19 protein-coding genes and 1 pseudogene are annotated in these 23,685 nt (G+C 70.4%); 4 read left to right on the top strand and 16 right to left on the bottom strand.

Annotated features, from left to right (window positions below; genetic code table 11):
- The first annotated feature begins 44 nt into the window (after positions 1 to 44).
- A complete protein-coding gene (locus tag VT52_RS04265) occupies positions 45 to 1,274 on the top strand; it encodes a DUF349 domain-containing protein (RefSeq protein WP_046426055.1) in 1,230 nt (409 codons plus the stop codon).
- 83 nt (positions 1,275 to 1,357) lie between these two features.
- Here the strand turns inward: VT52_RS04265 and VT52_RS04270 are convergent.
- From VT52_RS04270 to ruvA, 6 genes and pseudogenes are all read right to left on the bottom strand, one after another.
- Positions 1,358 to 3,448 (bottom strand): annotated as a pseudogene (locus VT52_RS04270) (RelA/SpoT family protein); the annotation flags it as partial.
- A gap of 116 nt (positions 3,449 to 3,564) precedes the next feature.
- Positions 3,565 to 4,662 carry a protein translocase subunit SecF gene (gene secF / locus VT52_RS04275; RefSeq protein ID WP_046426048.1) on the bottom strand — a complete coding sequence of 366 codons (1,098 nt, stop codon included), beginning with the start codon at positions 4,660 to 4,662 and terminating at the stop codon, positions 3,565 to 3,567.
- Between the two features lie 3 nt (positions 4,663 to 4,665).
- Positions 4,666 to 6,459: a protein translocase subunit SecD gene (gene secD / locus VT52_RS04280; RefSeq protein WP_206306434.1), complete on the bottom strand. Its 1,794-nt coding sequence runs from the start codon at positions 6,457 to 6,459 to the stop codon at positions 4,666 to 4,668.
- Between the two features lie 146 nt (positions 6,460 to 6,605).
- Entirely contained in the window at positions 6,606 to 7,112 is a 507-nt protein-coding gene (gene yajC / locus VT52_RS04285) for a preprotein translocase subunit YajC (RefSeq protein WP_046426046.1), read from the bottom strand.
- Between the two features lie 192 nt (positions 7,113 to 7,304).
- Positions 7,305 to 8,372, bottom strand: coding sequence for a Holliday junction branch migration DNA helicase RuvB (ruvB, locus tag VT52_RS04290; RefSeq protein WP_046426043.1), 1,068 nt, complete (start codon positions 8,370 to 8,372; stop codon positions 7,305 to 7,307).
- A 26-nt stretch (positions 8,373 to 8,398) separates the two neighbouring features.
- Positions 8,399 to 9,007, bottom strand: a complete 609-nt coding sequence (gene ruvA, locus VT52_RS04295; protein WP_046426041.1) for a Holliday junction branch migration protein RuvA — start codon at positions 9,005 to 9,007, stop codon at positions 8,399 to 8,401.
- Positions 9,008 to 9,426: 419 nt separating this feature from the next.
- Between ruvA and VT52_RS04300 the strand changes: the two genes are divergently transcribed.
- Positions 9,427 to 9,732, top strand: coding sequence for a hypothetical protein (locus VT52_RS04300; RefSeq protein WP_046426039.1), 306 nt, complete (start codon positions 9,427 to 9,429; stop codon positions 9,730 to 9,732).
- Between the two features lie 160 nt (positions 9,733 to 9,892).
- Here the strand turns inward: VT52_RS04300 and ruvC are convergent, their stop codons facing one another.
- The 8 genes from ruvC to pgsA all read right to left on the bottom strand — a co-directional run bounded on the left by ruvC (position 9,893) and on the right by pgsA (position 16,569).
- Positions 9,893 to 10,432, bottom strand: coding sequence for a crossover junction endodeoxyribonuclease RuvC (ruvC, locus tag VT52_RS04305; protein WP_046426037.1), 540 nt, complete (start codon positions 10,430 to 10,432; stop codon positions 9,893 to 9,895).
- 161 nt (positions 10,433 to 10,593) lie between these two features.
- On the bottom strand, positions 10,594 to 11,346 hold the full coding sequence (locus VT52_RS04310; RefSeq protein WP_046426035.1) for a YebC/PmpR family DNA-binding transcriptional regulator: 753 nt from the start codon (positions 11,344 to 11,346) through the stop codon (positions 10,594 to 10,596).
- A 48-nt stretch (positions 11,347 to 11,394) separates the two neighbouring features.
- On the bottom strand, positions 11,395 to 12,000 hold the full coding sequence (pdxT, locus tag VT52_RS04315) for a pyridoxal 5'-phosphate synthase glutaminase subunit PdxT (RefSeq protein WP_046426033.1): 606 nt from the start codon (positions 11,998 to 12,000) through the stop codon (positions 11,395 to 11,397).
- Between the two features lie 27 nt (positions 12,001 to 12,027).
- A complete protein-coding gene (pdxS, locus tag VT52_RS04320) occupies positions 12,028 to 12,933 on the bottom strand; it encodes a pyridoxal 5'-phosphate synthase lyase subunit PdxS (protein ID WP_037651067.1) in 906 nt (301 codons plus the stop codon).
- Positions 12,934 to 13,060: 127 nt separating this feature from the next.
- Positions 13,061 to 13,603, bottom strand: a complete 543-nt coding sequence (locus tag VT52_RS04325; protein WP_046426031.1) for a LemA family protein — start codon at positions 13,601 to 13,603, stop codon at positions 13,061 to 13,063.
- A gap of 184 nt (positions 13,604 to 13,787) precedes the next feature.
- On the bottom strand, positions 13,788 to 14,951 hold the full coding sequence (locus VT52_RS04330; protein WP_046426029.1) for a glycosyltransferase family 4 protein: 1,164 nt from the start codon (positions 14,949 to 14,951) through the stop codon (positions 13,788 to 13,790).
- Positions 14,948 to 15,856 (bottom strand): phosphatidylinositol mannoside acyltransferase, encoded by a 909-nt coding sequence (locus VT52_RS04335; protein WP_046426027.1) that lies wholly within the window; start codon positions 15,854 to 15,856, stop codon positions 14,948 to 14,950. The genes VT52_RS04330 and VT52_RS04335 overlap by 4 nt, the downstream gene beginning before the upstream one ends.
- Positions 15,853 to 16,569 (bottom strand): phosphatidylinositol phosphate synthase, encoded by a 717-nt coding sequence (gene pgsA / locus VT52_RS04340; RefSeq protein ID WP_046426064.1) that lies wholly within the window; start codon positions 16,567 to 16,569, stop codon positions 15,853 to 15,855. The genes VT52_RS04335 and pgsA overlap by 4 nt, the downstream gene beginning before the upstream one ends.
- 330 nt (positions 16,570 to 16,899) lie before the next feature.
- On the opposite strand from pgsA, the gene VT52_RS04350 reads away from it, so the two are divergent.
- Both VT52_RS04350 and VT52_RS04355 read left to right on the top strand, forming a co-directional pair.
- Positions 16,900 to 19,098, top strand: coding sequence for an elongation factor G-like protein EF-G2 (locus VT52_RS04350; RefSeq protein WP_046426025.1), 2,199 nt, complete (start codon positions 16,900 to 16,902; stop codon positions 19,096 to 19,098).
- Between the two features lie 189 nt (positions 19,099 to 19,287).
- Positions 19,288 to 20,934 carry a hypothetical protein gene (locus VT52_RS04355; protein WP_107481237.1) on the top strand — a complete coding sequence of 549 codons (1,647 nt, stop codon included), beginning with the start codon at positions 19,288 to 19,290 and terminating at the stop codon, positions 20,932 to 20,934.
- A 70-nt stretch (positions 20,935 to 21,004) separates the two neighbouring features.
- Here VT52_RS04355 and VT52_RS04360 read toward each other — a convergent pair whose 3' ends face one another.
- Together VT52_RS04360 and thrS are read right to left on the bottom strand one after the other, a co-directional pair.
- Positions 21,005 to 21,562: an HIT family protein gene (locus VT52_RS04360; RefSeq protein ID WP_063888371.1), complete on the bottom strand. Its 558-nt coding sequence runs from the start codon at positions 21,560 to 21,562 to the stop codon at positions 21,005 to 21,007.
- 72 nt (positions 21,563 to 21,634) lie between these two features.
- Positions 21,635 to 23,611, bottom strand: coding sequence for a threonine--tRNA ligase (gene thrS / locus VT52_RS04365; RefSeq protein WP_046426020.1), 1,977 nt, complete (start codon positions 23,609 to 23,611; stop codon positions 21,635 to 21,637).
- Positions 23,612 to 23,685 lie beyond the last annotated feature (74 nt).

The raw sequence follows: 23,685 nt of genomic DNA on the forward strand, positions 1-23,685 counted from the left end.
CGGGGCGCTGAGGCACCCCGCAGGCATCATGTGGAGGAGGCGCTGTGAGCAGCGACCCGTGGGGCCGCGTCGACGAGACGGGGACCGTGTACGTGCGTACGGCCGACGGCGAGCAGGTCGTCGGATCCTGGGCGGCCGGCTCCCCTGAGGAGGCGCTGGCCTACTTCGAGCGCAAGTACGAGGGCCTGGTTGTCGAGATCGGCCTCCTCGAGAAGCGAGTGCGGACCACCGACCTGTCGGCGAAGGACGCTCAGACCGCCATCGGCCATCTGCGCGAGCAGGTGGACGCGCATCACGCGGTCGGCGATCTGGCCGCGCTGCGCGGTCGGTTGGACAAGCTCGTGGAGACGGTCGAGGCGCGCCGCGAGGAGCGCAAGATCCAGCGGGCCAAGCAGTCCGACGAGGCCCGCAAGGCCAAGGAGGACCTGGTCGCCGAGGCGGAGCAGCTGGCGCAGTCCGACCAGTGGCGGGCCGCGGGTGAGCGGCTGCGGGCGCTGGTGGACACCTGGAAGGGGCTGCCCCGCCTCGACCGGAAGTCCGACGACGAGCTGTGGCACCGCTTCTCGCACGCCCGGTCGGCGTTCTCCAAGCGCCGCAAGGCGCACTTCGCGCAGCTGGACGCGCAGCGCGAGGACGCTCGTCGGATCAAGGAGCGGCTGGTCGCCGAGGCCGAGTCGCTGTCGGGCTCCACGGACTGGGGTCCCACGGCGGCCCGTTACCGCGATCTGATGTCGGAGTGGAAGGCCGCGGGCCGCGCCCAGCGCGAGCACGAGGACGACCTGTGGAACCGCTTCCGCGGCGCCCAGGACGTGTTCTTCGCCGCGCGCAGCTCGGTGTTCGCCGAGCGGGACGCGGAGCAGGCGGAGAACCTCAAGCTCAAGGAGGAGCTGGCCGAGGAGGCCGAGAAGCTCCTGCCGATCGGCGAGCTGAAGGCCGCCCGTGCCGCCTTCCGTTCGATCAACGAGCGCTGGGAGGCCATCGGCCACGTCCCGCGGGACGCGCGTCCGAAGGTCGAGGGCCGGATGCACACGGTGGAGCGGGCGATCCAGGAGGCCGAGGAGGCCGAGTGGCGCCGGACGAACCCCGAGGCGCGGGCGCGTGCCGAGGGTCTGACCGGTCAGCTCCAGGCCGCCGTGGACAAGCTCGGGGCGCAGATCGACCAGGCTCGCGCCCAGGGCAACAACTCCAGGGCCGACAAGCTCCAGAAGGAGCTGGAGGGCCGCCAGGCGCTCCTGGACCAGGCCCTGAAGGGCCTGCAGGAGTTCGGCGGCTGATTCTCCTGTTGCCGGTGTGAAAGGGCCCCGTACGCGCGTACGGGGCCCTTCTCCGTGCCGTGGGGCACCACGGCCCCGGGCGGTTACGACCGGGTGCGTCCCGAGGTCACGCGGTAGACGTCGTACACGCCCTCCACCCCCCGTACGGCCTTCAGGACGTGCCCGAGGTGCTTGGGGTCGCCCATCTCGAAGGTGAAGCGGGAGGTGGCGACGCGGTCGCGGGAGGTCTGGACGGCGGCCGAGAGGATGTTCACGTGCTGGTCGGACAGGACTCGGGTGACGTCCGACAGCAGGCGGGAGCGGTCCAGGGCCTCGACCTGGATGGCGACCAGGAAGACCGAGGACTGGGTGGGCGCCCACTCGACGTCGAGGATGCGCTCCGGCTCCCGGGACAGCGACTCCACGTTCACGCAGTCGCTGCGGTGCACGGAGACGCCGCTGCCGCGGGTGACGAAGCCGATGATCGGGTCGCCGGGCACGGGCGTGCAGCAGCGGGCCAGCTTGACCCATACGTCGTCGACGCCCTTGACGACGACTCCCGGGTCGGCGCTGGAGCGCCGCTTGCGGCGGCCGCGGGACGGCGGGACCGTCTCGTCGATCTCCTCGGTGGCGGCCTCCTCGCCGCCGAGGGCCTGCACCAGCTTCTGGACGATGTTCTGCGCGGAGACGTGGCCCTCGCCTATCGCCGCGTACAGCGCGGAGATGTCCGAGTAGCGCATCTCGTGCGCGAGCGTGATCAGGGAGTCGCCGTTGAGGATGCGCTGGATCGGCAGGTTCTGCTTGCGCATCGCCCGCACGATGGCGTCCTTGCCCTGCTCGATCGCCTCGTCCCGGCGCTCCTTGGAGAACCAGCCGCGGATCTTGTTGCGCGCCCGGGGCGATTTGACGAAGCCGAGCCAGTCGCGGGAGGGTCCGGCGCCGGGCGCCTTGGAGGTGAAGACCTCGACCAGGTCGCCGTTGTCCAGGGTGGATTCCAGCGGTACGAGGCGGCCGTTGACCCGCGCTCCTATGGTGCGGTGGCCCACCTCGGTGTGCACGGCGTACGCGAAGTCCACCGGGGTGGCGCCGGCCGGGAGCGCTATGACGTCGCCCTTGGGCGTGAAGACGAACACCTCGTTGCGCGACAGGTCGAAGCGCAGGGACTCCAGGAACTCGCCCGGGTCCTCGGTCTCCTTCTGCCAGTCGAGCAACTGCCGCAGCCACGCCATGTCGTTGATGGCGTCCTTGTCCTTGCCGGCGGTCCTGGGCGCGTCGGTGCGCACCTTGGAGGCGCCGGCGACGGCCTCCTGCTTGTACTTCCAGTGCGCGGCGATGCCGTACTCGGCGCGGCGGTGCATGTCGAAGGTGCGGATCTGGAGTTCGACGGGCTTGCCGTTGGGACCGATCACCGTGGTGTGCAGCGACTGGTACATGTTGAACTTGGGCATCGCGATGTAGTCCTTGAACCGGCCGGGGACCGGGTTCCATCGCGCGTGCACGGTGCCGAGGGCGGCGTAGCAGTCGCGGACCGTGTCGACCAGGACACGGATGCCCACCAGGTCGTAGATCTCCGCGAAGTCGCGACCGCGGACGATCATCTTCTGGTAGACGCTGTAGTAGTGCTTCGGGCGGCCGGTGACGGTCGCCTTGATGCGGGCGGCGCGCAGGTCCGACTGGACCTCGTCGGTCACTATGGCGAGGTACTCGTCGCGCTTGGGCGCCCGTTCGGCCACCAGGCGGACGATCTCGTCGTACATCTTGGGGTAGAGGATCGCGAAGGCGAGGTCCTCCAGTTCCCACTTGATGGTGTTCATGCCCAGGCGGTGGGCGAGCGGCGCGTAGATCTCCAGGGTCTCGCGCGCCTTCTTCTCCTGCTTCTCGCGCTTGAGGTAGCGCATGGTGCGCATGTTGTGCAGGCGGTCGGCGAGCTTGATGACCAGGACGCGGGGGTCCTTGGCCATGGCGACGACCATCTTGCGCACGGTCTCGGCCTGCGCGGCCTCGCCGAACTTGACCTTGTCCAGCTTGGTGACGCCGTCGACGAGCAGGGCGACCACGTCGCCGAAGTCGCGGCGCAGGTCCTCCAGGCCGTACTCGGTGTCCTCGACGGTGTCGTGCAGCAGGCCCGCCATCAGCGTCGCCGGGTCCATGCCCAGCTCGGCGAGGATGGTGGTGACGGCGAGCGTGTCGGTCAGGGCGGTGAACGCGGCGGGGTCCGCGAGGAGCGGGGTGATGTCCTTGAACATCACACCCGGCTCCGGGTAGTCCGCGACGTCACGGATGCGGCTGAGCAGCAGCTCCTGGATGTCGGTCATCGGCGCTTGCCCGCCTGGCGGCCGCGGCCGCGGCCGCGGGAGGAGGGCTGGTTGCGCGGGCCGACCACGGCGGGCGCGGCGTCCTCGGCGTCGCCGCCGTCCGTGGCGCGGCCGTCCTCCGAAGCGGCCTGGGCGCGCTTGGCCATGACCCGCTTGGTCAGCGCCTTCATCGCGGGCTCGCGCTCCTTGAGGTCGGCGACCAGCGGGGTGGCGATGAAGATCGAGGAGTACGCACCGGCCGCGAGGCCGACGAACAGCGACAGCGAGATGTCGTTGAGGTCACCGGCGCCGAGGAAGCCGCCGCCGATGAAGAGCAGACCGGCGACCGGCAGCAGCGCGACGACCGTGGTGTTGATGGAGCGGACCAGGGTGCCGTTGATCGACCGGTTGGCGATCTCGCTGTAGGTGAAGCGGGTCTGCTTGGTGATGTCCTTCGTCTGCTCCTTGAGGCTGTCGAAGACGACGACCGTGTCGTAGAGCGAGTAACCGAGGATGGTGAGCAGACCGATGATCGTGCCGGGCGAGACCTCGAAGCCGACCAGGGCGTAGATACCGGTCGTGATGGTGATGTCGTGGATCAGCGCGACCAGGGCCGCGACGGCCATGCGCCATTCGAAGGCGATGGCGAGGTAGATCACGACGAGGACCATGAAGATCACCAGGCCCTCCCAGGCCTTGTCGGCGATCTGCTGACCCCAGCTCGGGCCGACCAGGTCGGCGGCGAGCTTCTCGGGGTCGAGCTTGAGGTCCTTGGCCAGGTTCTGCTTGACCTTGTCCGACTGGGCCGTGTCCAGGCCGGCGACCTGGATGCGCAGGCTGCCGTTGCCGAGCTTCTGCACGACGGCCTCGTGGCCGGAGGCGTCCTTGGCGTACGACTCCGCCTGAGCGATCGAGACGCTCATGTTGGTCGGCGTCGTGAAGACGGCGCCGCCCTGGAAGTCGATGCTCATGTTCAGGCCGCGCACCGCCAGGCCGAGGATGGCCGTGATGGTGATCAGGATCGAGACGCCGTACCAGATCTTGCGCTTGCCGATGAAGTCGTAGCTGATCTCACCGCGGTGCAGCCGGGCGCCGATGGAGCCGAGTTTCGACATCGCTCAGGCCTCCTTCGGGTCGGCGGGGCCGGCGGTGGGGCCGGCGGGACGGCGGGTGCGGCGCAGCGGCGGATTGACGCCGAGGCTCTTCGGGTCGAGTCCGGACCACTTGCTGCCGTTCGCGAAGAACTTGCGGCGGGCGAGCAGCGTCATCAGCGGCTTGGTGAACAGGAAGACGACGACCACGTCGAGCAGGGTGGTGAGACCCAGCGTGAACGCGAAGCCCTGGACCTTGCCGACGGTCACGATGAACAGGACGGCGGCGGCGAGGAACGACACGAAGTCGGAGACCAGGACGGTGCGCCGGGCGCGCGGCCAGGCACGCTCGACGGCGGGGCGCAGCGAGCGGCCCTCGCGGATCTCGTCCCGGATGCGTTCGAAGTACACGATGAACGAGTCCGCGGTGATACCGATGGCGACGATGGCTCCGCAGACGGCCGGCAGGTTCAGCGCGAAGTGGATGGCCGGGCCGAGCAGCGACATGATCACGTAGGTGAGGATCGCCGAGACCATCAGGGACGCCACGGCGATGAGCGACAGCCCGCGGTAGTAGAACACGAGGTAGATGATCACCAGGGCGAGGCCGATCGCGCCTGCAAGCAGGCCGGCGTGCAGTTGCTGGCCGCCGAGCGCGGCGGTCACCGTGGTGACGCTGGACTCCTTGAAGGACAGCGGGAGCGCGCCGTACGACAGCATGTTGGCGAGACTCTGGGCGTCCTGCTGGTTGAAGCTGCCAGAGATCTCGGCCTGGCCACCGCTGATGGCGGTCTGGACGAACGGGTGCGAGACAACCTGGTCGTCGAGGACGATCGCGAACTCGTTCTGCGGGGAGGTCTTCTGCGCCAGCTGGCCCGTGATGTCCGCGAACTTCTTGGCGCCCTTCGAGTCGAAGGTCATCTGGACCTGCCAGCCACTCGCGCCCTGGGTGTCGAAGACGGCCTGTGCCTTCTTGACGTCCTGGCCGTCGACGGAGACGGGGCCGAGCAGGAACTTGCTCCAGATCTTGCCGTCCTTGCCACACGCGACGGTCGGCTCGCCGGGCTTGGCGCCCTGGCCTGCACTGTTCTGCGCGGAGGGCTTGGTGCAGTCGAGGCTTGCGTAGCGCGCCTGGAGGTCGCTGGAGCCCGTGCTCCCGGACGGGGACGGCGAGGGCGAGGTGGCCGTGGGAGACGCGGAGCCAGTCGCGGACGGCGTCGGCGAGGTCTTCTTCAACCCGTCGGTGACGGCACGCCCCTGAGCGGTCGCAGAGGCCGAGGGGGTGTCGGATCCGGTGGCCTTCTGCTTGCCGGACCCGGTGGACGCGCTCGGCGAGGGGCTGCCGGTGGCACCGGGAGAGGGGCTGCCGCTCTTGCCCGAACTGCTGCTCGGGGTGGGGTGGCCGGTTGCGCCCTGGGGCTCCCGCTGGAGAACGGGACGGAAGTACAGCTTGGCGGTGGTGCCGACCTGCTGCTGCGCCTCCTTGGAGTTCGTGCCACGCGGAATATTGACGATGATGTTGCGATCGCCCTGGGTCTGGACTTCCGTCTCCGACACACCGAGACCATTGACACGGCGGTTCATGATGTCGACCGCGGTGTCCATGTTGGTCTTGTTGATCGCGTTGGGCTGGCCCGGCTGGTTGACCGCCGTCAGCGTGATGCTGGTGCCGCCGGCAAGGTCGATACCGAGACGGGGGGTGGTGTGCCCTGAGGCGAACATCCCTCCGGTGAGCGCCACGATGGCGATCAGGATGAGGGCCAGTGAGCGCCCTGGTTTGCCCTGGGCGCTCGAGCTCCGGCCCTTCTTAGGTGCTGCCACCTTCTCGTACTCCCTCTCGGGCCGCTCGGCGCCCGGTCGGCGCTCGGCGGCCATGACATGGTGTCGGGCTCCCCGTGCGGGAAACAGACGCGCCCGGTGGTGCGCGGGGGCGTGATCACGCCGTCTCGCGCACCACCGGGGCGTGACTACTTCGCGTCGGAATCGCCGTCGGTCTTCTTCGGCTCGTCCTCCGTCGGGGCCCCGGCGGCCTCGGACTCGCCGGCGGTGTCCTCGTCGGCGTCCTTCTTACCGAGGTCGATCTTGTCGTCGGAGGCGGCGGCAGCGGCGGCAGGTCCGTCGGTCTCGTCGGTCTCGGTGAGGGAGGAGGCGTCGTCCGGGACGATGTCGGCGTCGGACTTCAGGTCGTGCTCGATGCCGTGCACGATGCGGTTGTACTCGTCGTCGGTGAGGACGGCGCCGATCGCGTTCTTCGCGAAGAGGAGGTCCACGCCGGGAGCGGCGTCGAGGAGGACGGTGTCCTCGTTGATCTCCTTGACCGTCGCGTACATTCCCCCGATCGTGCGGACACCGGAGCCGGGCTGCAGCTCGTTGCGCATCTGCGCGGCCTGCTGCTGCTTCTTCTTGGCAGAGCGCGTCATCAGGAACATGGCCGCGATGAGCACGATGAACGGGAGAAGGGTATACGGATTCACGGGACGGGATTTCCTTCGCGCGACCGCGACGGAGAGCGGCCTTTTCGGGGATGGGGCTGTGTCGGCGCCACCCGCAAGGGCGGCATCGGCGGAGTCTAAGCGAGTCCGCGCACATGGAACAACGCCCAGCATGGCACCTGGGTTCCGCACCGGGCCACTGCCCGAGCGGAGCGGCACCCGGGGGCGGCGGTGTCACGCCCCGAACAGGTCCGGTTGTCCGTTTCCCGATGTGGCGGAGCCGGGCGGGGTCAGTCCGAGGTGCGTCCAGGCGGCGGGCGTGGCGACGCGGCCGCGCGGGGTGCGGGCCAGCAGTCCCTCGCGGACCAGGAAGGGTTCGGCGACCTCCTCGACGGTCTCCCGCTCCTCCCCCACCGCGACGGCCAGGGTGGACAGGCCGACGGGACCGCCGGCGAAAAGCTTCAGCAGAGCCTCCAGGACGGCGCGGTCCAGCCGGTCCAGGCCACGTTCGTCGACCTCGTAGACGGCGAGGGCGGCCGCGGCGATGTCCCGGGTGATCATGCCGTCCGCCTTGACCTGCGCGTAGTCGCGGACGCGGCGCAGCAGGCGGTTGGCGATACGGGGGGTGCCGCGGGAGCGGCCCGCGATCTCGGCGGCGCCGTCCCCCTCGATGCCGACGTCCAGGAGCTGTGCGGAGCGGTGCACGACGCGCTCCAGTTCGCGGGGACCGTAGAACTCCATGTGCGCGGTGAAGCCGAAGCGGTCGCGCAGCGGAGGCGGCAGCAGGCCGGCCCGGGTGGTGGCGCCGACCAGGGTGAACGGGGGCAGTTCGAGGGGGATGGCGGTGGCGCCGGGGCCCTTGCCGACGATGACGTCGACGCGGAAGTCCTCCATCGCCATGTACAGCATCTCCTCGGCGGGCCGGGACATGCGGTGGATCTCGTCCAGGAAGAGCACCTCGCCCTCCTGGAGGGAGGAGAGGATCGCGGCGAGGTCGCCGGCGTGCTGGATGGCGGGGCCGGAAGTGATGCGGATGGGGGCGCCCATCTCGGCCGCGATGATCATCGACAGGGTGGTCTTGCCGAGGCCGGGGGCTCCGGAGAGCAGCACGTGGTCGGCGGTGGCGCCGCGCGCGCGGGCCGCGCGCAGCACCAGGTCTAGCTGTTCGCGGACCTTCTCCTGGCCGATGAACTCGCCGAGGTCCTTGGGGCGCAGGGCGGCCTCGACGGCCTGGTCCTCGCGGTCGGCCGCGGAGCCCACCAGTCGCTCGGCGGGCGTGTCGGCCGTGTCGTCCCAGTTCATGTGGTGTGCCTCAACAGGGGTGGGGGTCAGCGGGCGCGGTTCAGGGTCTGGAGGGCGGCCTTCAGGAGCCGGCCGACCTGCGGGGTGCCGCCCACCGCCTCGGCCTGCGGGGCCACGGCGGTCACGGCCTCGTCGGCCTCGCGGGTGGCGTAGCCGAGGCCGATGAGGGCCGCGTGCAGCTGGTCGCGCCAGCCCTGGGTGACCGGGGCGCCGACGGCGGGGGCGGTGCCGGCGGGCGCGCCGAGGCGGTCCTTAAGCTCCAGAAGGAGTTTCTGGGCGCCCTTCTTGCCGATGCCGGGGACCGCGGTGAGGGCCTTCTCGTCGCCGGTGGCGACGGCTCGGCGCAGCGCGTCCGGGGAGTGCACGGCGAGCATGGCCTGGGCGAGGCGGGGGCCGACACCGCTGGCGGTCTGGAGCAGGACGAAGACCTGGCGGGCGTCGTCGTCCGCGAAGCCGTACAGGGTCAGCGAGTCCTCGCGCACGACCAGGGAGGTGTGCAGTGTGGCGGGCCGGCCGACGCGGAGCGCGGAGAGCGTGTCCGGGGTGCACTGGACGGACATGCCGACACCGCCGACCTCCACCACCGCGGCGTCGGGGGCGAGCGCGGCGACGGTGCCGCTGACGAACGCGATCATGCCGTACGGCCTTTCGTGGTGCGGGTGATGAACGGAGCGACGACAGGGGGGTGGGAGGCAAACGGCCTGGCGACGCCGCATCGTGAGCACCGACGGACGCCCCCGGGTACGCGTACCACGTTCCACCACCTCTCCGTGTCGACTCGGGCCTTCCGGGGCCCGCCGTTGTGCCAGGTTATTGGGTGCCACCGACAACGCGTCGCGCGCCTTGAAGATCAAAGGACGGGTAAAGGATCATGGCTCACCACACGAGAGTCGCTTGACAAGTTGCGATAAGTCGGACATTTACGGCCGATTCTTCATTGCTTCACGCGCTTGATCACTTATAACTTCTCGAACAGTCGAGCGAGTAACCGCCGTTCGGCTACGAGCGGGCGAACGCTCGCTCATGACCAAGTGACAGAGAATCGGGGAACCACATGCGCTCCATGGCGAAGGCCGCCGTGACCGCTTCCGTGCTGCTGGCCGGCATGGCCATCGCGACTCCCGCGCAGGCAGCCACGGCTTCGTCCGGCCTGACGAGGGGCACCACCGGGTGCTTCAACTACTCCTACGGTGACGGCATTTCCACCACCACCGTCTACTTCCACAACACGTGCAAGAGGACGGCGACGATCAACATCTGGTGGAAGGACGGCAAGGTCGAGTACATGCGCGCCGCCACCGTGAAGGCCGACGGCAAGGGCCACCTGAAGCACACCGGCTCCATCAAGGAAATCGACTGACCGTCTGGCAGCTGATCGAACAGGAGGGCCGTGCCGCCGGGCACGGCCCTCCTCGCACGTCATGCCCAGGCGAGGACGACAGATGGTCATGCCCCTTGGAGTGGTGTGGGCGATCATTCTCCGGTGGCGTATCCGCGAGTCCTTGGCCTGACGAACGCGATCATGCCGTACGGCCTTTCCTTGCGTGGGCGGTGTGCAGGGCGACGGCCTGCTGGAGCCGGTTCTGGGCGGGGGCGCGCCAGATGTGGCAGATGGCGAGGGCGAGGGCGTCGGCCGCGTCGGCGGGTCTGGGGGGCTCGGCGAGCCGGAGCAGCCGGGTGATCATGGCGCCGACCTGGTCCTTGTCGGCGCGACCCGAACCGGTGACGGCGGCCTTGACCTCGCTGGGGGTGTGCAGCGCGACGGGGATGCCGCGGCGGGCGGCGCACAGCATGGCGACGGCGCTGGCCTGGGCGGTGCCCATCACGGTGCGTACGTTGTGCTGGCTGAAGACGCGCTCCACGGCGACGAACCCGGGCCGGTGTTCGTCCAGCCACGCTTCGATGCCCTGCTCGATGGCGAGCAGCCGGCGGCTGAGCTCGGCGTCCGCGGGGGTGCGGACGACGCCGACGCCGATCATGGTGAGCGGACGCCCCGCGACCCCTTCGACCACGCCGATCCCGCACCGGGTCAGTCCCGGGTCCACCCCCAGTACCCGCACGGGCCCCTCCCTCCGACCGCTCGATCACCTGTTTGTGCAGGCTATCGGGTGCCACTGACAACGCCGCGCACCAACGCCCCCGTCGACGCGCGCACCGGCACCCGAGAACGCGACGGGCCGACGGGGTGTGTCCCGTCGGCCCGGTCGGTCAGCCGTACGCGTTACGCGTCGACCTTCTCCATGACCTCGTCGCTCACGTCGAAGTTGGCGAAGACGTTCTGCACGTCGTCGCTGTCCTCCAGGGCGTCGATCAGCTTGAAGATCTTCTTGGCGCCCTCCTCGTCCAGCTCGACCTGCATGGTCGGGACGAAGTTGGCCTCGGCGGAGTCGTAGTCGATGCCGGCCTCCTGGAGGGCGGTGCGGACCGCGACCAGGTCGGTGGCCTCGCTGAGCACCTCGAAGGACTCGCCGAGGTCGTTGACCTCCTCGGCACCGGCGTCGAGGACGGCGCCGAGCACGTCGTCCTCGGTCAGCTCGCCCTTGGGGACGATGATGACGCCCTTGCGGTTGAAGAGGTACGACACCGAGCCCGGGTCGGCCATGTTGCCGCCGTTGCGGGTCATGGCGACGCGCACGTCGGAGGCGGCGCGGTTGCGGTTGTCCGTGAGGCACTCGATGAGCACCGCGACGCCGTTCGGGCCGTAACCCTCGTACATGATCGTCTCGTAGTCGGCGCCGCCGGCCTCGAGACCGCCACCGCGCTTGATCGCGGAGTCGATGTTCTTGTTCGGAACCGACTGCTTCTTGGCCTTCTGGACGGCGTCGTAGAGCGTCGGGTTGCCATCGAGGTCCACGCCGCCCATGCGCGCCGCGACCTCGATGTTCTTGATCAGCTTCGCGAAGAGCTTGCCGCGCTTGGCGTCGATCACGGCCTTCTTGTGCTTCGTCGTAGCCCATTTAGAGTGGCCGGACATCTGCCTGTCTCCTTCGCGTTACCCATCTATGAACGAACGCCTGAGATCCTACAAGGACTCCACGGCGGCGGTGGCGCGCACCATGTCGACGAACAGTGCGTGGACCCGGTGGTCGCCGGTCAGTTCCGGGTGGAACGACGTGGCGAGCGCGTTGCCCTGGCGGACGGCGACGATGTGGCCGCCGTGCTCGGCGAGCACCTCGGCGTCCCCGCCCACGGACTCCACCCAGGGGGCGCGGATGAAGACGCCCTCCACAGGATCGCCCGTGACGCCGCGCACGTCGACCGCCGCCTCGAAGGACTCGTTCTGGCGTCCGAAGGCGTTGCGGCGCACGATCATGTCGATGCCGCCGATGGTCTCCTGGCCCGAGCGCGGGTCGAGGATCTTGTCGGCCAGCATGATCATGCCCGCGCAGGTGCCGTAGACGGGCATGCCGGCGCGCACCCGGGCGCGCAGCGGCTCCATCACGCCGAAGAGCACGGCCAGTTTGGAGATGGTGGTGGACTCGCCGCCGGGCAGGACGAGCGCGTCCACCTCGGCGAGTTCCTCGGGGCGCCGCACCGGCCTGGCCACGGCGTCCGCCGCGGCCAGGGCGATGAGGTGCTCCCGTACGTCGCCCTGGAGCGCCAGGACACCGATGACAGGAGTGTTCATGGGGTTCGGATACCTGTGGACCTGTGCTTACCAGCCGCGGTTCGCGTAGCGCTCGGTCTCGGGGAGGGTGTCGCAGTTGATGCCGACCATGGCCTCGCCGAGGTTGCGCGACGCGTCCGCGATGATCTTCGGGTCGTCGTAGAAGGTGGTCGCCTTCACGATGGCGGCGGCGCGCTTGGCCGGGTCGCCGGACTTGAAGATGCCGGAGCCGACGAACACGCCCTCGGCGCCGAGCTGGCGCATCAGGGCCGCGTCGGCCGGAGTGGCCACGCCGCCGGCGGAGAACAGCACCACGGGGAGCTTGCCCAGCTCGGCGACCTCCTTGACCAGCTCGTAGGGGGCGCGCAGCTCCTTGGCGGCGGCGTACAGCTCGTTGTTGTCGCAGCCGCGCAGCTTGGCGATCTCGCCCTTGATCTGGCGCAGGTGGCGCACGGCCTCGACGACGTTGCCGGTGCCGGCCTCGCCCTTGGAGCGGATCATCGCGGCGCCCTCGGCGATACGGCGCAGGGCCTCGCCCAGGTTGGTGGCGCCGCACACGAAGGGGGTGGTGAACGCCCACTTGTCCGAGTGGTTGACCTCGTCGGCCGGGGTGAGCACCTCGGACTCGTCGATGTAGTCCACGCCGAGGGACTGGAGGACCTGGGCCTCGACGAAGTGGCCGATGCGGGACTTGGCCATGACCGGGATCGAGACGGCGTCGATGATGCCCTCGATCATGTCCGGGTCGGACATACGGGCCACGCCGCCGTCCTTGCGGATGTCGGCCGGGACCCGCTCCAGGGCCATGACGGCGACGGCGCCCGCGTCCTCGGCGATCTTCGCCTGCTCCGGGGTGACGACGTCCATGATGACGCCGCCCTTGAGCTGCTCGGCCATGCCGCGCTTCACGCGGGCGGTGCCGGTCTCGGGAGCCTGGTTCTCGGTGGTGGACACGGGCGACCTCACTGAAGTGAAAGAGGGTTCTCTGCTGCACCGAGGAAACGCGAGCGGACCAGGCCACAGCAAGGGCCAATGGAAAGCCGGTGGCTCGTTTTCGCTGGGAATGCCAGGTGAGGGGCGGTCAAGCGACCCGTTCCACCAGGGCGGCGGGGGGTTCGTCGTCCATCTCGAAGGCCAGCGGGAAGGGGGCGTGGCCGGCCAGCCTGAACCAGCGGACCTTGCGGTGCTCGCGCAGCCGGCGGGCGGCGCCCACGGCGTCGTTGTGGAAACGGCGGGCCATCGGGACCCGGCGCACGGCCTCGGCCAGTTCATGAACCGCGTCCTCGCCGCCGGGCGCCTCGCGCAGGGCCTCCACCTGGTCCGGTTCCGCGAACACCGCGCGCAGGGCCTGGCTCAGCTCGCTCTCGGCGACCTCCCGCTGCTCCTCCTCTGCCTGCCGGGCGGCGTGCGCGGCCTCGTACAGCACGATCGAGGCGGCCGGGTCGAGCACCCCGGAGGTGGCGAGCTCCTGGGCCACGGAGGCACGGCGCAGCAGCTGGGCGTCGAGCGCGGCGCGGGCGGCGTCCATCCGTACGTGCAGCCGGTCCAGGCGTCCTGCGGTCCAGCTCAGGTAGACGCCGATCGCGAGGAGGGCGACGAGGATCCAGATGAGGGTTGCGGTCACGCGGGAAGGCTATCGGCACCCCCTGGCCCCGCCGAAAGCGCGCCGGAAGGCCCGCGGCGGAGGCCCTGGGCGGCGGTCCGCGGCGGGCGCGGGGACCCGGGGGCCTCCGTTCCCACCGGACCCCGCTCGGGTCAGCGGCAGGGTGCCGTTGCCCGGAGCCGGCCGGCCTGATCAGAGAAAGGCGTCAGTCCCGCGCCAGTCCGAACCGCGCCCGCAGACCCGTCGAGCGTTCGTCCGCCGCGACCGCCGTCGTGCCGTCCGTGACCGTCTCGTAGACGGAGAGGATGTCCGCGCCGACCGTGGACCAGTCGAAGCGCCGTACGTGGGCGCTGCCGTGGGCGCGCAGGCGGGCCCGGCGTTCCGGGTCGGCCAGCAGCCGTACGGCGGCGTCGGCGAGCGCGTCGGCGTCCTCGTTGGCGAAGATCTCCCCCGCCCGGCCCTGGTCGAGGACCTGGACGAAGGCGTCGAGGTCGGACGCGAGCACCGGGGCACCCGCCGACATGGCCTCGACCAGGATGATCCCGAAGCTCTCACCGCCGGTGTTGGGCGCCACGTAGACATCGACGCTGCGCAGCAGGCGGGCCTTGTCCTCGTCGCTGATCATGCCGAGGAACTCCACCCGGGAACGCAGTTCCCGGGGCAGGTTCTCGACGGCCGCCTCCTCGTCGCCGCGGCCCGCGACCAGCAGCCGTGCGCCGGGCCGGGCGGCCATGATCTTCGGCAGGGCCTTCATCAGCACGGGCAGGCCCTTGCGGGGCTCGTCGATCCGGCCGATGAAGCCGATAGTCTCCCCCTGCCACGCGGGTTTCGGCTCGGCCCTCGCGAAGAAGTCGACGTCGACGCCGTTGGGGATGACCACCGCGTCCCCGCCCAGATGCTCGACCAGGGTGCGCCGGGCGTACTCGCTGACCGCGATCCGGGCGCTGATCTTCTCCAGGGCGGCCTGGAGGATGGAGTACGCGGCGATCATCGCCCGGGAGCGCGGGTTGGAGGTGTGGAAGGTGGCCACGATGGGGCCCTGCGCCGCCCAGCAGGTGAGCAGGCCCAGCGAGGGCGAGGTCGGCTCGTGGATGTGCACCACGTCGAAGGCCCCGTCGTGCAGCCAGCGCCGTACCCGCGCGGCCGACAGGAACCCGAAGTTCAGCCGGGCCACCGAGCCGTTGTACGGCACCGGGACCGCGCGGCCCGCCGAGACGACGTACGGCGGCAGCGGGGTGTCGTCGTCGGCCGGGGCCAGCACCGAGACCTCGTGGCCGAGGCGGATGAAGTACTCGGCGAGGTCGCGGATGTGGAACTGGACGCCACCGGGCACGTCCCAGGAGTACGGGCAGACGATCCCGATTCTCACGAGGGTCCCTTCGCGGGGTCGAGGTCGGCAAGCCACAGCCGCTGCAGCATGTGCCAGTCCTCCGGGTGCTCGGCGATCCCGGTGGCGAAGGCGTCGGCCAGGGCCTGTGTCATGACGGACGCCTTCTCGGCGCGGGTACCCGACCCGGGCACCTCGATCGGCGGGTGGACCCGGCCGCGCATGACGGGCGAGTCGTCGTACCAGAGGGTGACCGGCAGCAGCAGGGCGCCGGTGTGCTGGGCGAGCAGGGCGGGGCCCGCGGGCATCCGGGCCTTCTCGCCGAAGAAGTCGACCTCGACGCCGGAGGCGGACAGATCGCGGTCGGCGACCAGGCAGACCAGGCCGCCGTCGCGCAGCCTGCGGGCCAGGGTGCCGAAGGCGGAGCCGCCGCTGTGCGGCAGCACCTCCATGCCGAGACCCTCGCGGTAGGCGACGAAGCGGTCGTAGAGCGTCTCGGGCTTGAGGCGTTCGGCGACCGTGGTGAACGGGGTGCGCAGCTCCGTGGTGACCCAGGCGCCGGCCAGGTCCCAGTTGGCCAGGTGCGGCAGGGCGAGGATCACGCCCTTGCCCGCGTCGAGGCCCTCCGTCAGGTGGTGTATGTCCTTCGGGTCGAAGCCCGCCCTGATCCGCTCCGGGCTCCAGGCGGGCAGCCGGAAGGACTCCATCCAGTAGCGCAGGTAGGAGCGCATGCCCTTGCGGGACAGCTCCGCGAGGCGCTCGGGGCTCGCGCCCGGCACGACGCGCGCGTAGTTCGCCTCCAGGCGCAGCACGCCCTTGCCGCGCTTCTTCCAGGCGAGGTCGGCGACGGTCCGCCCCAGACGGGCGGCGGCGGGTTCCGGGAGCTTCTTGACGGTGCTCCAGCCCGCGCCGTACAGCGCGTCGCTGAGCCGGTCCGGAACGCTCACTTCGCCGCCCCGCTCGCGTCCCGCGCGGCCGCCTCGGCCTCGGCGGACTCGCGGCGCACGGTGACGACCCGCTGGATCAGCGTGACCAGGCTGCCCGCGGCCACGATCCACAGGGCGACCGGCAGCAGCCACTGGATGCCCGGCACACCGAACTTGTGCAGACCCGCGAGACCGGCCGCGACCAGCGAGATCACCAGCCGCTCGGCGCGCTCGACCAGCCCGTTCACGGCGACCGGCAGCCCGATCGACTCGCCGCGCGCCTTCGTGTAGGACACCACCTGGCCGCTGGCCAGGCAGAAGATCGAGACCGCGCACATCATGTCGTTGTCGCCCTGCCCCGCGTACCAGAGGGCGAAGCCGCCGAAGATCGCGCCGTCGGCGACCCGGTCCAGGGTGGAGTCCAGGAAGGCGCCCCAGCGGCTGGAGCGGCCCAGCTGGCGGGCCATGTTCCCGTCGACCAGGTCGGAGAAGACGAACAGGGTGATCACGACCGTGCCCCAGAAGAACTCGCCCCGGGGATAGAAGACCAGCGCGCCCGCCACCACGCCCGCCGTGCCGAGCAGCGTGACCGTGTCGGGGCTCACCCCCCGTCGGATGAGAAACGCGGCGAACGGTGTGAGGACACGCGTGAAGAATGCACGCGCGTACTTGTTCAGCATGGCCTTCCCGACGGTCGGTGTCGCCGCGGCCCTGATGGCCGCCGGCTGGCCCATCGTAGCCACGCGCGCGTACGCGTGGCGGGCGGGCACCCGCGGTCCGTGCGCCGCGGTGGTGCGCCGGGCTCGCGCGAAGACCCCGGGAAGCGGTTCCTACGACCCCGCGCGGACCGCCGGCGCGGGAACCGTACGACCCGGCGGGGAACGCGGGCACGGGGAACCGTACGACCCGGTGCGGGGCGCCGGCGGCGGGATCGGGTCCGTCGTATGGACGCGGCGTGACGGGAGTGGAAAGCTCGAATAACCGCGGGCGTCGCCGAAGCCGCCGCAGCACGCGGTTCGCGCGTCCGCGCCCCGATGACCTCACCGTGCACGGGAGGCAGGATCATGGGCGACAAGACTCAGACACACCCCGGGGCCGCCGGCAGGGCTCTGACGGCCGACCAACCCGCGTCCATACGGAATGTGGTGCTGGTCGGCCACTCCGGATCGGGCAAGACGACCCTGGTGGAGGCCCTCGCGCTGACCGCCGGGGCGGTGAACCGGGCGGGCCGCGTCGAGGACGGCGGCACCGTCTCCGACTACGACGAGATCGAGCACCGCCAGCAGCGCTCCGTCCAGCTGTCCCTGGTACCGCTCGCCTGGGACGGCATCAAGATCAACGTTCTGGACACCCCCGGATACGCCGACTTCGTGGGGGAACTGCGGGCCGGTCTGCGCGCCGCGGACGCGGCCCTCTTCGTCGTCTCGGCCTCGGACGGCGTGGACGGCTCCACCCGCCTGGTCTGGGAGGAGTGCGCGGCCGTCGGGATGCCCCGCGCGATCGTGATCACGCACCTGGAGGCGGCCCGCGCCGACTTCGAGGAGACCACCCGGATCTGCGCGGAGGCCTTCGGCGACGACGACCCGGACGCCGTCCTGCCCCTCTACCTGCCGCTGCGCGGCGCCGAGGGCCCCGACGGGCACGCGCCCGTGACCGGCCTGGTGGGGCTGCTCTCCCGCAAGCTGTCCGACTACTCGAGCGGGGAGCGCAAGGAGTCCGAACCCGGCGAGGACCAGTTGCCGGACCTGGACGAGGCCCGCAACCGGCTCATCGAGGGGATCATCGCCGAGAGCGAGGACGAGACCCTGATGGACCGCTACCTCGGCGGTGAGCAGGTCGAGATCAAGACCCTGATCCAGGACCTGGAGCGGGCCGTGGCCCGGGGCAGGTTCTTCCCGGTGCTCGCGGCCGCCCCCGCCGCGGACGGCGCCCGCCAGGGCCTGGGCACCGTGGAACTGCTCGACCTGATCACGGGCGGCTTCCCGACCCCGTTCGAGCACCCGGTGCCCGGCGTGACCACCCCCGACGGAAAGGCCCGCGAGCTCAAGCCGTGCGACACCGACGGGCCGCTGGCCGCCGAGGTCGTCAAGACCGCCTCCGACCCCTACGTCGGCCGGATCTCCCTGGTCCGCGTCTTCTCCGGCACGCTGCGCCCCGACCGCACGGTGCACGTCTCCGGGCACGGCCTGACCGACCGGGGGCACGAGGACCACGACGTCGACGAGAAGATCGGCGCCCTGTCCATGCCCTTCGGCAAACAGCAGCGGCCCCTCACCCAGGCCGTCGCCGGCGATCTGGTGTGCGTGGCCAAACTCGGCCACGCCGAGACCGGGGACACGCTGTCCGCCAAGGACGACCCGCTGCTGATGGAGCCCTGGCAGATGCCGGACCCGCTGCTCCCGGTCGCCATCCAGGCGCACAGCAAGGCCGACGAGGACAAGCTCTCGCAAGGGCTGTCCCGGCTGGTCGCCGAGGACCCGACGATGCGCCTGGAGCACAACCAGGACACCCACCAGGTGGTGCTCTGGTGCCTGGGCGAGGCGCACGCGGACGTCGCGCTGGAACGGCTGCGCGGCCGCTACGGCGTCCAGGTGGACGTCGTACCGCACAAGGTCTCCCTGCGGGAGACGTTCGCGAACCGGGCCACCGGGCGCGGCCGGCACGTCAAGCAGTCCGGCGGGCACGGCCAGTACGCCATCTGCGAGATCGAGGTCGAACCGCTGCCGGGCGGCTCCGGCATCGAGTTCGTGGACAAGGTGGTCGGCGGCGCGGTGCCGCGCCAGTTCATCCCGTCCGTAGAGAAGGGGATCCGCGCCCAGGCCGCCAAGGGCGTCGCCGCCGGACATCCGCTGGTGGACGTGCGGGTCACCCTGCTCGACGGCAAGGCGCACTCGGTGGACTCCTCCGACGCCGCCTTCCAGACCGCGGGCGCGCTCGCCCTGCGCGAGGCCGCGGCCGACGCGAGGATCCATCTGCTGGAGCCGGTCGCCGAAGTGGGCGTCCTGGTCCCCGACGACTACGTGGGCGCCGTGATGAGCGACCTGTCGGGCCGCCGGGGCAGGCTGCTCGGCACCGAACAGGTGGGCGCCGGACGCACGCTGATCCGGGCCGAGGTCCCCGAGTTCGAGATCGGCCGCTACGCCGTCGACCTGCGCTCGCTCTCTCACGGCACGGCCCGCTTCGACCGGGCGTACGCGCGGCACGAGCCGATGCCGGCGCAGATCGCCGAACGCATCCGCGAACAGGGCGGGGACGAGGGGTAGTTCCCGGATTCCGGGGCGGGCGGCTTCGGCCGTCCGCCCTCCGTGTGACGGTGCCGGCGGATACGCTGATCACCTGGGCACGTCCCGCGCCGGCCGTCCGGTTCCGGTACGCCGACGGGCCCGACAGGTGTGCGGGGCAGGGAAGCCGGGAAGGCCGCAGGAGCGACACCGGCGGCGATGGGGGCGGGAATGTCGTTTGGAACGGAGTGGGACGGGCCCCAGGTGCCCGTCTCCGGCGACGGCCAGCAGGCGGCGACGGCCGCGCTGGCCTCCGCGGCCTACCGGGACGGCCCGGTCGACAAGATCAAGGACGCGGACAACGAGTGGCACCAGTCCTCCGTCACGGGCGGCAGGATCGCACTGTTCAGGCCCAACCTCGGCGAGGCTTTCTCGCGCGCCGTGGTGGACCGCATGCTCGGCGCCGGCCGCAAGCCGCTCATCCAGTCGTTCGGCTCCGAACCCCAGTTCGTGGTCGAGCACTGTCTGGCGGCCAACAACATCCGCCGGGAGCGCGACAACCGGCTGACGCTCGTGACGGTCCTGTGCGGCGTGCTCTTCCTGCCGGGGCTGCTCGCCTGGCTGCTCGTCTTCCAGCTGCGCGCCTTCGTCGCCGGGCGGGACGACAAACGGGCCGGCACCCTGGCCACCGTCCTGCTGCTCGGCGTGGGCCTGCTGGCCGTGCTGTTCCTGGTCAAGATGCCGTTCGGCGGATTCTGGGGGTGGTACGCGCGGGCGGCCGTGGTGCTGCCCGTCATCGGCTGGTATCTGGCGAAGCGGATCTGCGAGCGCACCGCCCAGGACCTGCGGGCCCGGTGGGACGGCCTGCTGTCGGGAAGCAGCGTCGGGATCAAGGTGCCCGAGGCGGTGCCGCGCGGCCCCGACCAGACCGCTGCCGACGCGCTGCGCGAGTCCCTGGCCCGGCTCACCGCCGAGCAGCAGTCCAACTCGGTCTTCTACGCGGGCCCCAAGGGCATACTCGGCATGGGCACCCGCTGGGGTTCCTGGCAGCTCGCCGAGGAACTGGTGTCCGCCGACCCCGGCCGGGAGATCCATCCGTTCCGCAGCTGGGACGTCATCCGCGCGATCCATGACCAGCTGGCCCTGCTGGAGCGCGGCCCGCTGAACACCGGGGGCTTCCCCAAGCCGTCGGTCAAGCACTGGATCGTCACCCCGGTCCCGGAGGGCGCGGGGGCGGTGTCCCGGCCCGAGGGCTCCGACGTGGAGGCCTTCCAGGTCAAGCCGCACGCCATACAGGACATCTGCAACAAGCAGCAGTTCGGCAAGGGCGACCGGCACTACCTGGGCGTGCAGTGGACGCTGTGGGACGGTCAGCTGGTGATCACCATGATGATCACGGTCACCGTGCTGCACGAGACGCTGCGCATCGAGGTCACCGGCCATGCGCTCGGCCCGGTGAACGGGCTGTTCTGGGGCAAGCCGGAGGGCCGGACCAAGGAGGTCGCCAAGACCTTCCGGTTCTGGGAGACCCGCAAGATCAACCTGCCGCTGATGACCACGGACGAGGTCGTACGGCTCGCCGTGCGCGCCCCGCTGGCCTGGTACCCGCCGCTGCTCAACTGGCTCGGCGGCTCGCTGGGCCTGCCCGAGCCGTTCGGCCTGCGGCACGCCTGGGCCGACCAGCCGTGGAAGCACCGCTTCATGGCCGACGACGCGCTGCGCGCGGCCACCCCGGTACTGCGGGTCGTGCACTCGGCCGCGATCAAGGTCCTCAAGGAACACGGCGTCGACACGGAGAAGTTCGGCAGCCGCTCCTCGGTGCTGAGCGGGGCGATCCAGGATCCGTCGCCGAGGAAGGCGGACCTGTACGACGCGTAGCGCGTCATGGACACGTAGAGGGCGTCCCCGGGCAAGGGGGCGCCCTCTACGTGTCCCGGGGCACGCGGGACTACGCGGGCCAGGCGTCCGCCAGCATCTTCCGGGTGTCGGCGAGGAGCTGCGGGAGGACCTTGGTGTGGCCGACCACGGGCATGAAGTTGGTGTCGCCGCCCCAGCGGGGCACGACGTGCTGGTGCAGATGGGCGGCGATGCCGGCGCCCGCCACCGCGCCCTGGTTCATGCCGATGTTGAAGCCGTGCGCCCCGGACGCCGTGCGCAGGGCGGTCATCGCCTGCTTGGTCAGCTCCGCCAGCTCGATGGTCTCCGGCCCGGTGAGCTCCGTGTAGTCGGCCACGTGCCGGTAGGGCACGGTCATCAGATGGCCGCCGTTGTACGGATACAGGTTGAGAACGGCGTAGACGTGCTCGCCGCGACGGATGATCAGACCGTCCTCGTCGGACTTGGCCGGGATCGAGCAGAAGGGGCAGCCGTCTCCGGCCTCCGGGCCGCTCGGCTTGTTCTCGCCCTGGATGTAGGCCATCCGATGAGGCGTCCACAGGCGCTGGAACGCGTCCTGCGTCCCCACGCCGATCTGCTGCTCCGGCTCACTCGTCATGCTACGCAGCATATGGCGTGAGGGACCCGTACAGGCCAGGGCCCCCGGGGACGGAAGTCCGCCGGGGGCCCTTCTCGGCCAGGGTCAGACCTGGGCCCGCTCCGCCACGATCTTGGCGATCTTGGCGATGGCCTCGTCGACCGGGATGCCGTTCTCCTGGGAGCCGTCGCGGTAGCGGAAGGACACCGAACCGTTCGACATGTCCTCGTCGCCCGCGATGACCATGAAGGGCACCTTCTGCTTCTGCGCGTTTCGGATCTTCTTCTGCATGCGGTCCGAGGAGGAGTCCACCTCGACGCGCAGACCCTGCTTGCGGGCCGTCGCGGCGAACTTCTCCAGGTACTCGACGTGGGCGTCGCCGATCGGGATGCCGAGCGCCTGCACCGGGGCCAGCCATGCCGGGAAGGCGCCCGCGTAGTGCTCCAGGAGCACCGCGAAGAAGCGCTCGATGGAGCCGAACAGCGCGCGGTGGATCATGACCGGGCGCTGCTTGGTGCCGTCGGAGCCGGTGAACTCCAGGTCGAACCGCTCGGGCAGGTTGAAGTCGAGCTGGATGGTCGACATCTGCCAGGTGCGGCCGATCGCGTCCTTGGCCTGGACGGAGATCTTCGGGCCGTAGAACGCGGCGCCGCCCGGGTCGGGGACCAGGGGCAGGCCCTGCTTCTCGGCGACCTGGCGCAGGGTCTCGGTCGCCTCCTCCCACGCCTCGTCGGAGCCGACGAACTTCTCCGGGTCCTTGGTGGACAGTTCCAGGTAGAAGTCGGTCAGACCGTAGTCCCGCAGCAGCCCGAGGACGAAGGTGAGCGTCTTGTCCAGTTCCTCGGACATCTGCTCACGGGTGCAGTAGATGTGCGCGTCGTCCTGCGTGAAGCCGCGGGCGCGGGTGAGGCCGTGCACGACGCCCGACTTCTCGTACCGGTACACGGTCCCGAACTCGAAGAGGCGCAGCGGAAGTTCGCGGTACGAGCGGCCGCGCGCGTCGAAGATCAGGTTGTGCATCGGGCAGTTCATGGGCTTGAGGTAGTAGTCCACGCCCTCGTCGAGCTGCATGGGCGGGTACATGCCGTCGGCGTACCAGTCCAGGTGGCCCGAGGTCTCGAAGAGCTTCCCCTTCGTCGCGTGCGGGGTGTAGACGAACTCGTAGCCCTCCTCCTCGTGGCGACGCCGCGAGTAGTCCTCCATGGTGCGGCGGATGATGCCGCCCCTGGGGTGGAAGACGGCGAGGCCGGAGCCGATCTGCTCGGGGACGGAGAAGAGGTCCAGCTCGGCGCCGAGCTTGCGGTGGTCGCGCTTCTCGGCCTCGGCGAGGAACTCCAGGTGCGCCTTCAGCTCGTCCTTGGACGGCCAGGCGGTGCCGTAGATGCGCTGGAGCATGGGGTTCTTCTCGCTGCCGCGCCAGTAGGCGGCCGCGTTGCGCATCAGCTTGAACGCCGGGATGAGGCGGGTGGAGGGCAGGTGGGGACCGCGGCAGAGGTCCTTCCAGCACAGCTCGCCGGTCTTCGCGTCCAGGTTGTCGTAGATCGTCAGCTCGCCCGCGCCGACCTCGACGTCCGCGCCGTCGTCGTGCGACGCGGCGCCCTTGAGGCCGATCAGCTCCAGCTTGTACGGCTCGCCTGCCAGCTCCTCGCGGGCGGCCTCGTCGGTGACGACGCGACGGGCGAACTTCTGCCCGCGCTTCTGGATCTCCTGCATCTTCTTCTCGATGGCCTTGAGATCCTCGGGCGTGAACGGCTTCTCGACGTCGAAGTCGTAGTAGAAACCGTCCTTGACCGGCGGACCGATGCCCAGCTTGGCCTCGGGGAACAACTCCTGCACGGCCTGGGCCATGACGTGCGCGGTGGAGTGGCGCAGGATGTTCAGGCCGTCCTCGGAGGCGATCTCGACGGCCTCGACCGCGTCGCCCTCGGACAGTTCGTACGCGAGGTCCTTCAGCTCGCCGCCCACGCGCGCGGCGACGACCGAGCGCTCGCCCGCGAAGAGGTCGGCGGTCGTAGTGCCCGTCGTCACCACGCGTTCTTCCCGCTCGGAATCGCGTTGGATGATCACACGGACGTCTGACACCGGTCTCTCCTGCCTGAAGGTGGATGCGGCGCCATACCAGGAGCGCGCGCACAGGCGATCGTACCGACCCGAGG

It is taken from the genome of Streptomyces malaysiense (assembly GCF_000980885.2).
Taxonomy (GTDB): domain Bacteria; phylum Actinomycetota; class Actinomycetes; order Streptomycetales; family Streptomycetaceae; genus Streptomyces; species Streptomyces malaysiense.

Bases quoted from the DNA above. Each gene is read 5' to 3' on its own strand.
- ruvA (WP_046426041.1), bottom strand. From the start codon at position 9,007: ATGATCGCGTTCGTCAGCGGCACCGTCGCCGCGCTCGCCCCCGACGCC.
- secF (WP_046426048.1), bottom strand. From the start codon at position 4,662: ATGTCGAAACTCGGCTCCATCGGCGCCCGGCTGCACCGCGGTGAGATC.
- pgsA (WP_046426064.1), bottom strand. From the start codon at position 16,569: ATGGGCCAGCCGGCGGCCATCAGGGCCGCGGCGACACCGACCGTCGGG.
- ruvB (WP_046426043.1), bottom strand. From the start codon at position 8,372: ATGAACTGGGACGACACGGCCGACACGCCCGCCGAGCGACTGGTGGGC.
- VT52_RS04360 (WP_063888371.1), bottom strand. From the start codon at position 21,562: ATGCTGCGTAGCATGACGAGTGAGCCGGAGCAGCAGATCGGCGTGGGG.
- VT52_RS04310 (WP_046426035.1), bottom strand. From the start codon at position 11,346: ATGTCCGGCCACTCTAAATGGGCTACGACGAAGCACAAGAAGGCCGTG.
- VT52_RS04350 (WP_046426025.1), top strand. From the start codon at position 16,900: ATGGGCGACAAGACTCAGACACACCCCGGGGCCGCCGGCAGGGCTCTG.
- pdxT (WP_046426033.1), bottom strand. From the start codon at position 12,000: ATGAACACTCCTGTCATCGGTGTCCTGGCGCTCCAGGGCGACGTACGG.
- VT52_RS04355 (WP_107481237.1), top strand. From the start codon at position 19,288: ATGTCGTTTGGAACGGAGTGGGACGGGCCCCAGGTGCCCGTCTCCGGC.
- VT52_RS04300 (WP_046426039.1), top strand. From the start codon at position 9,427: ATGCGCTCCATGGCGAAGGCCGCCGTGACCGCTTCCGTGCTGCTGGCC.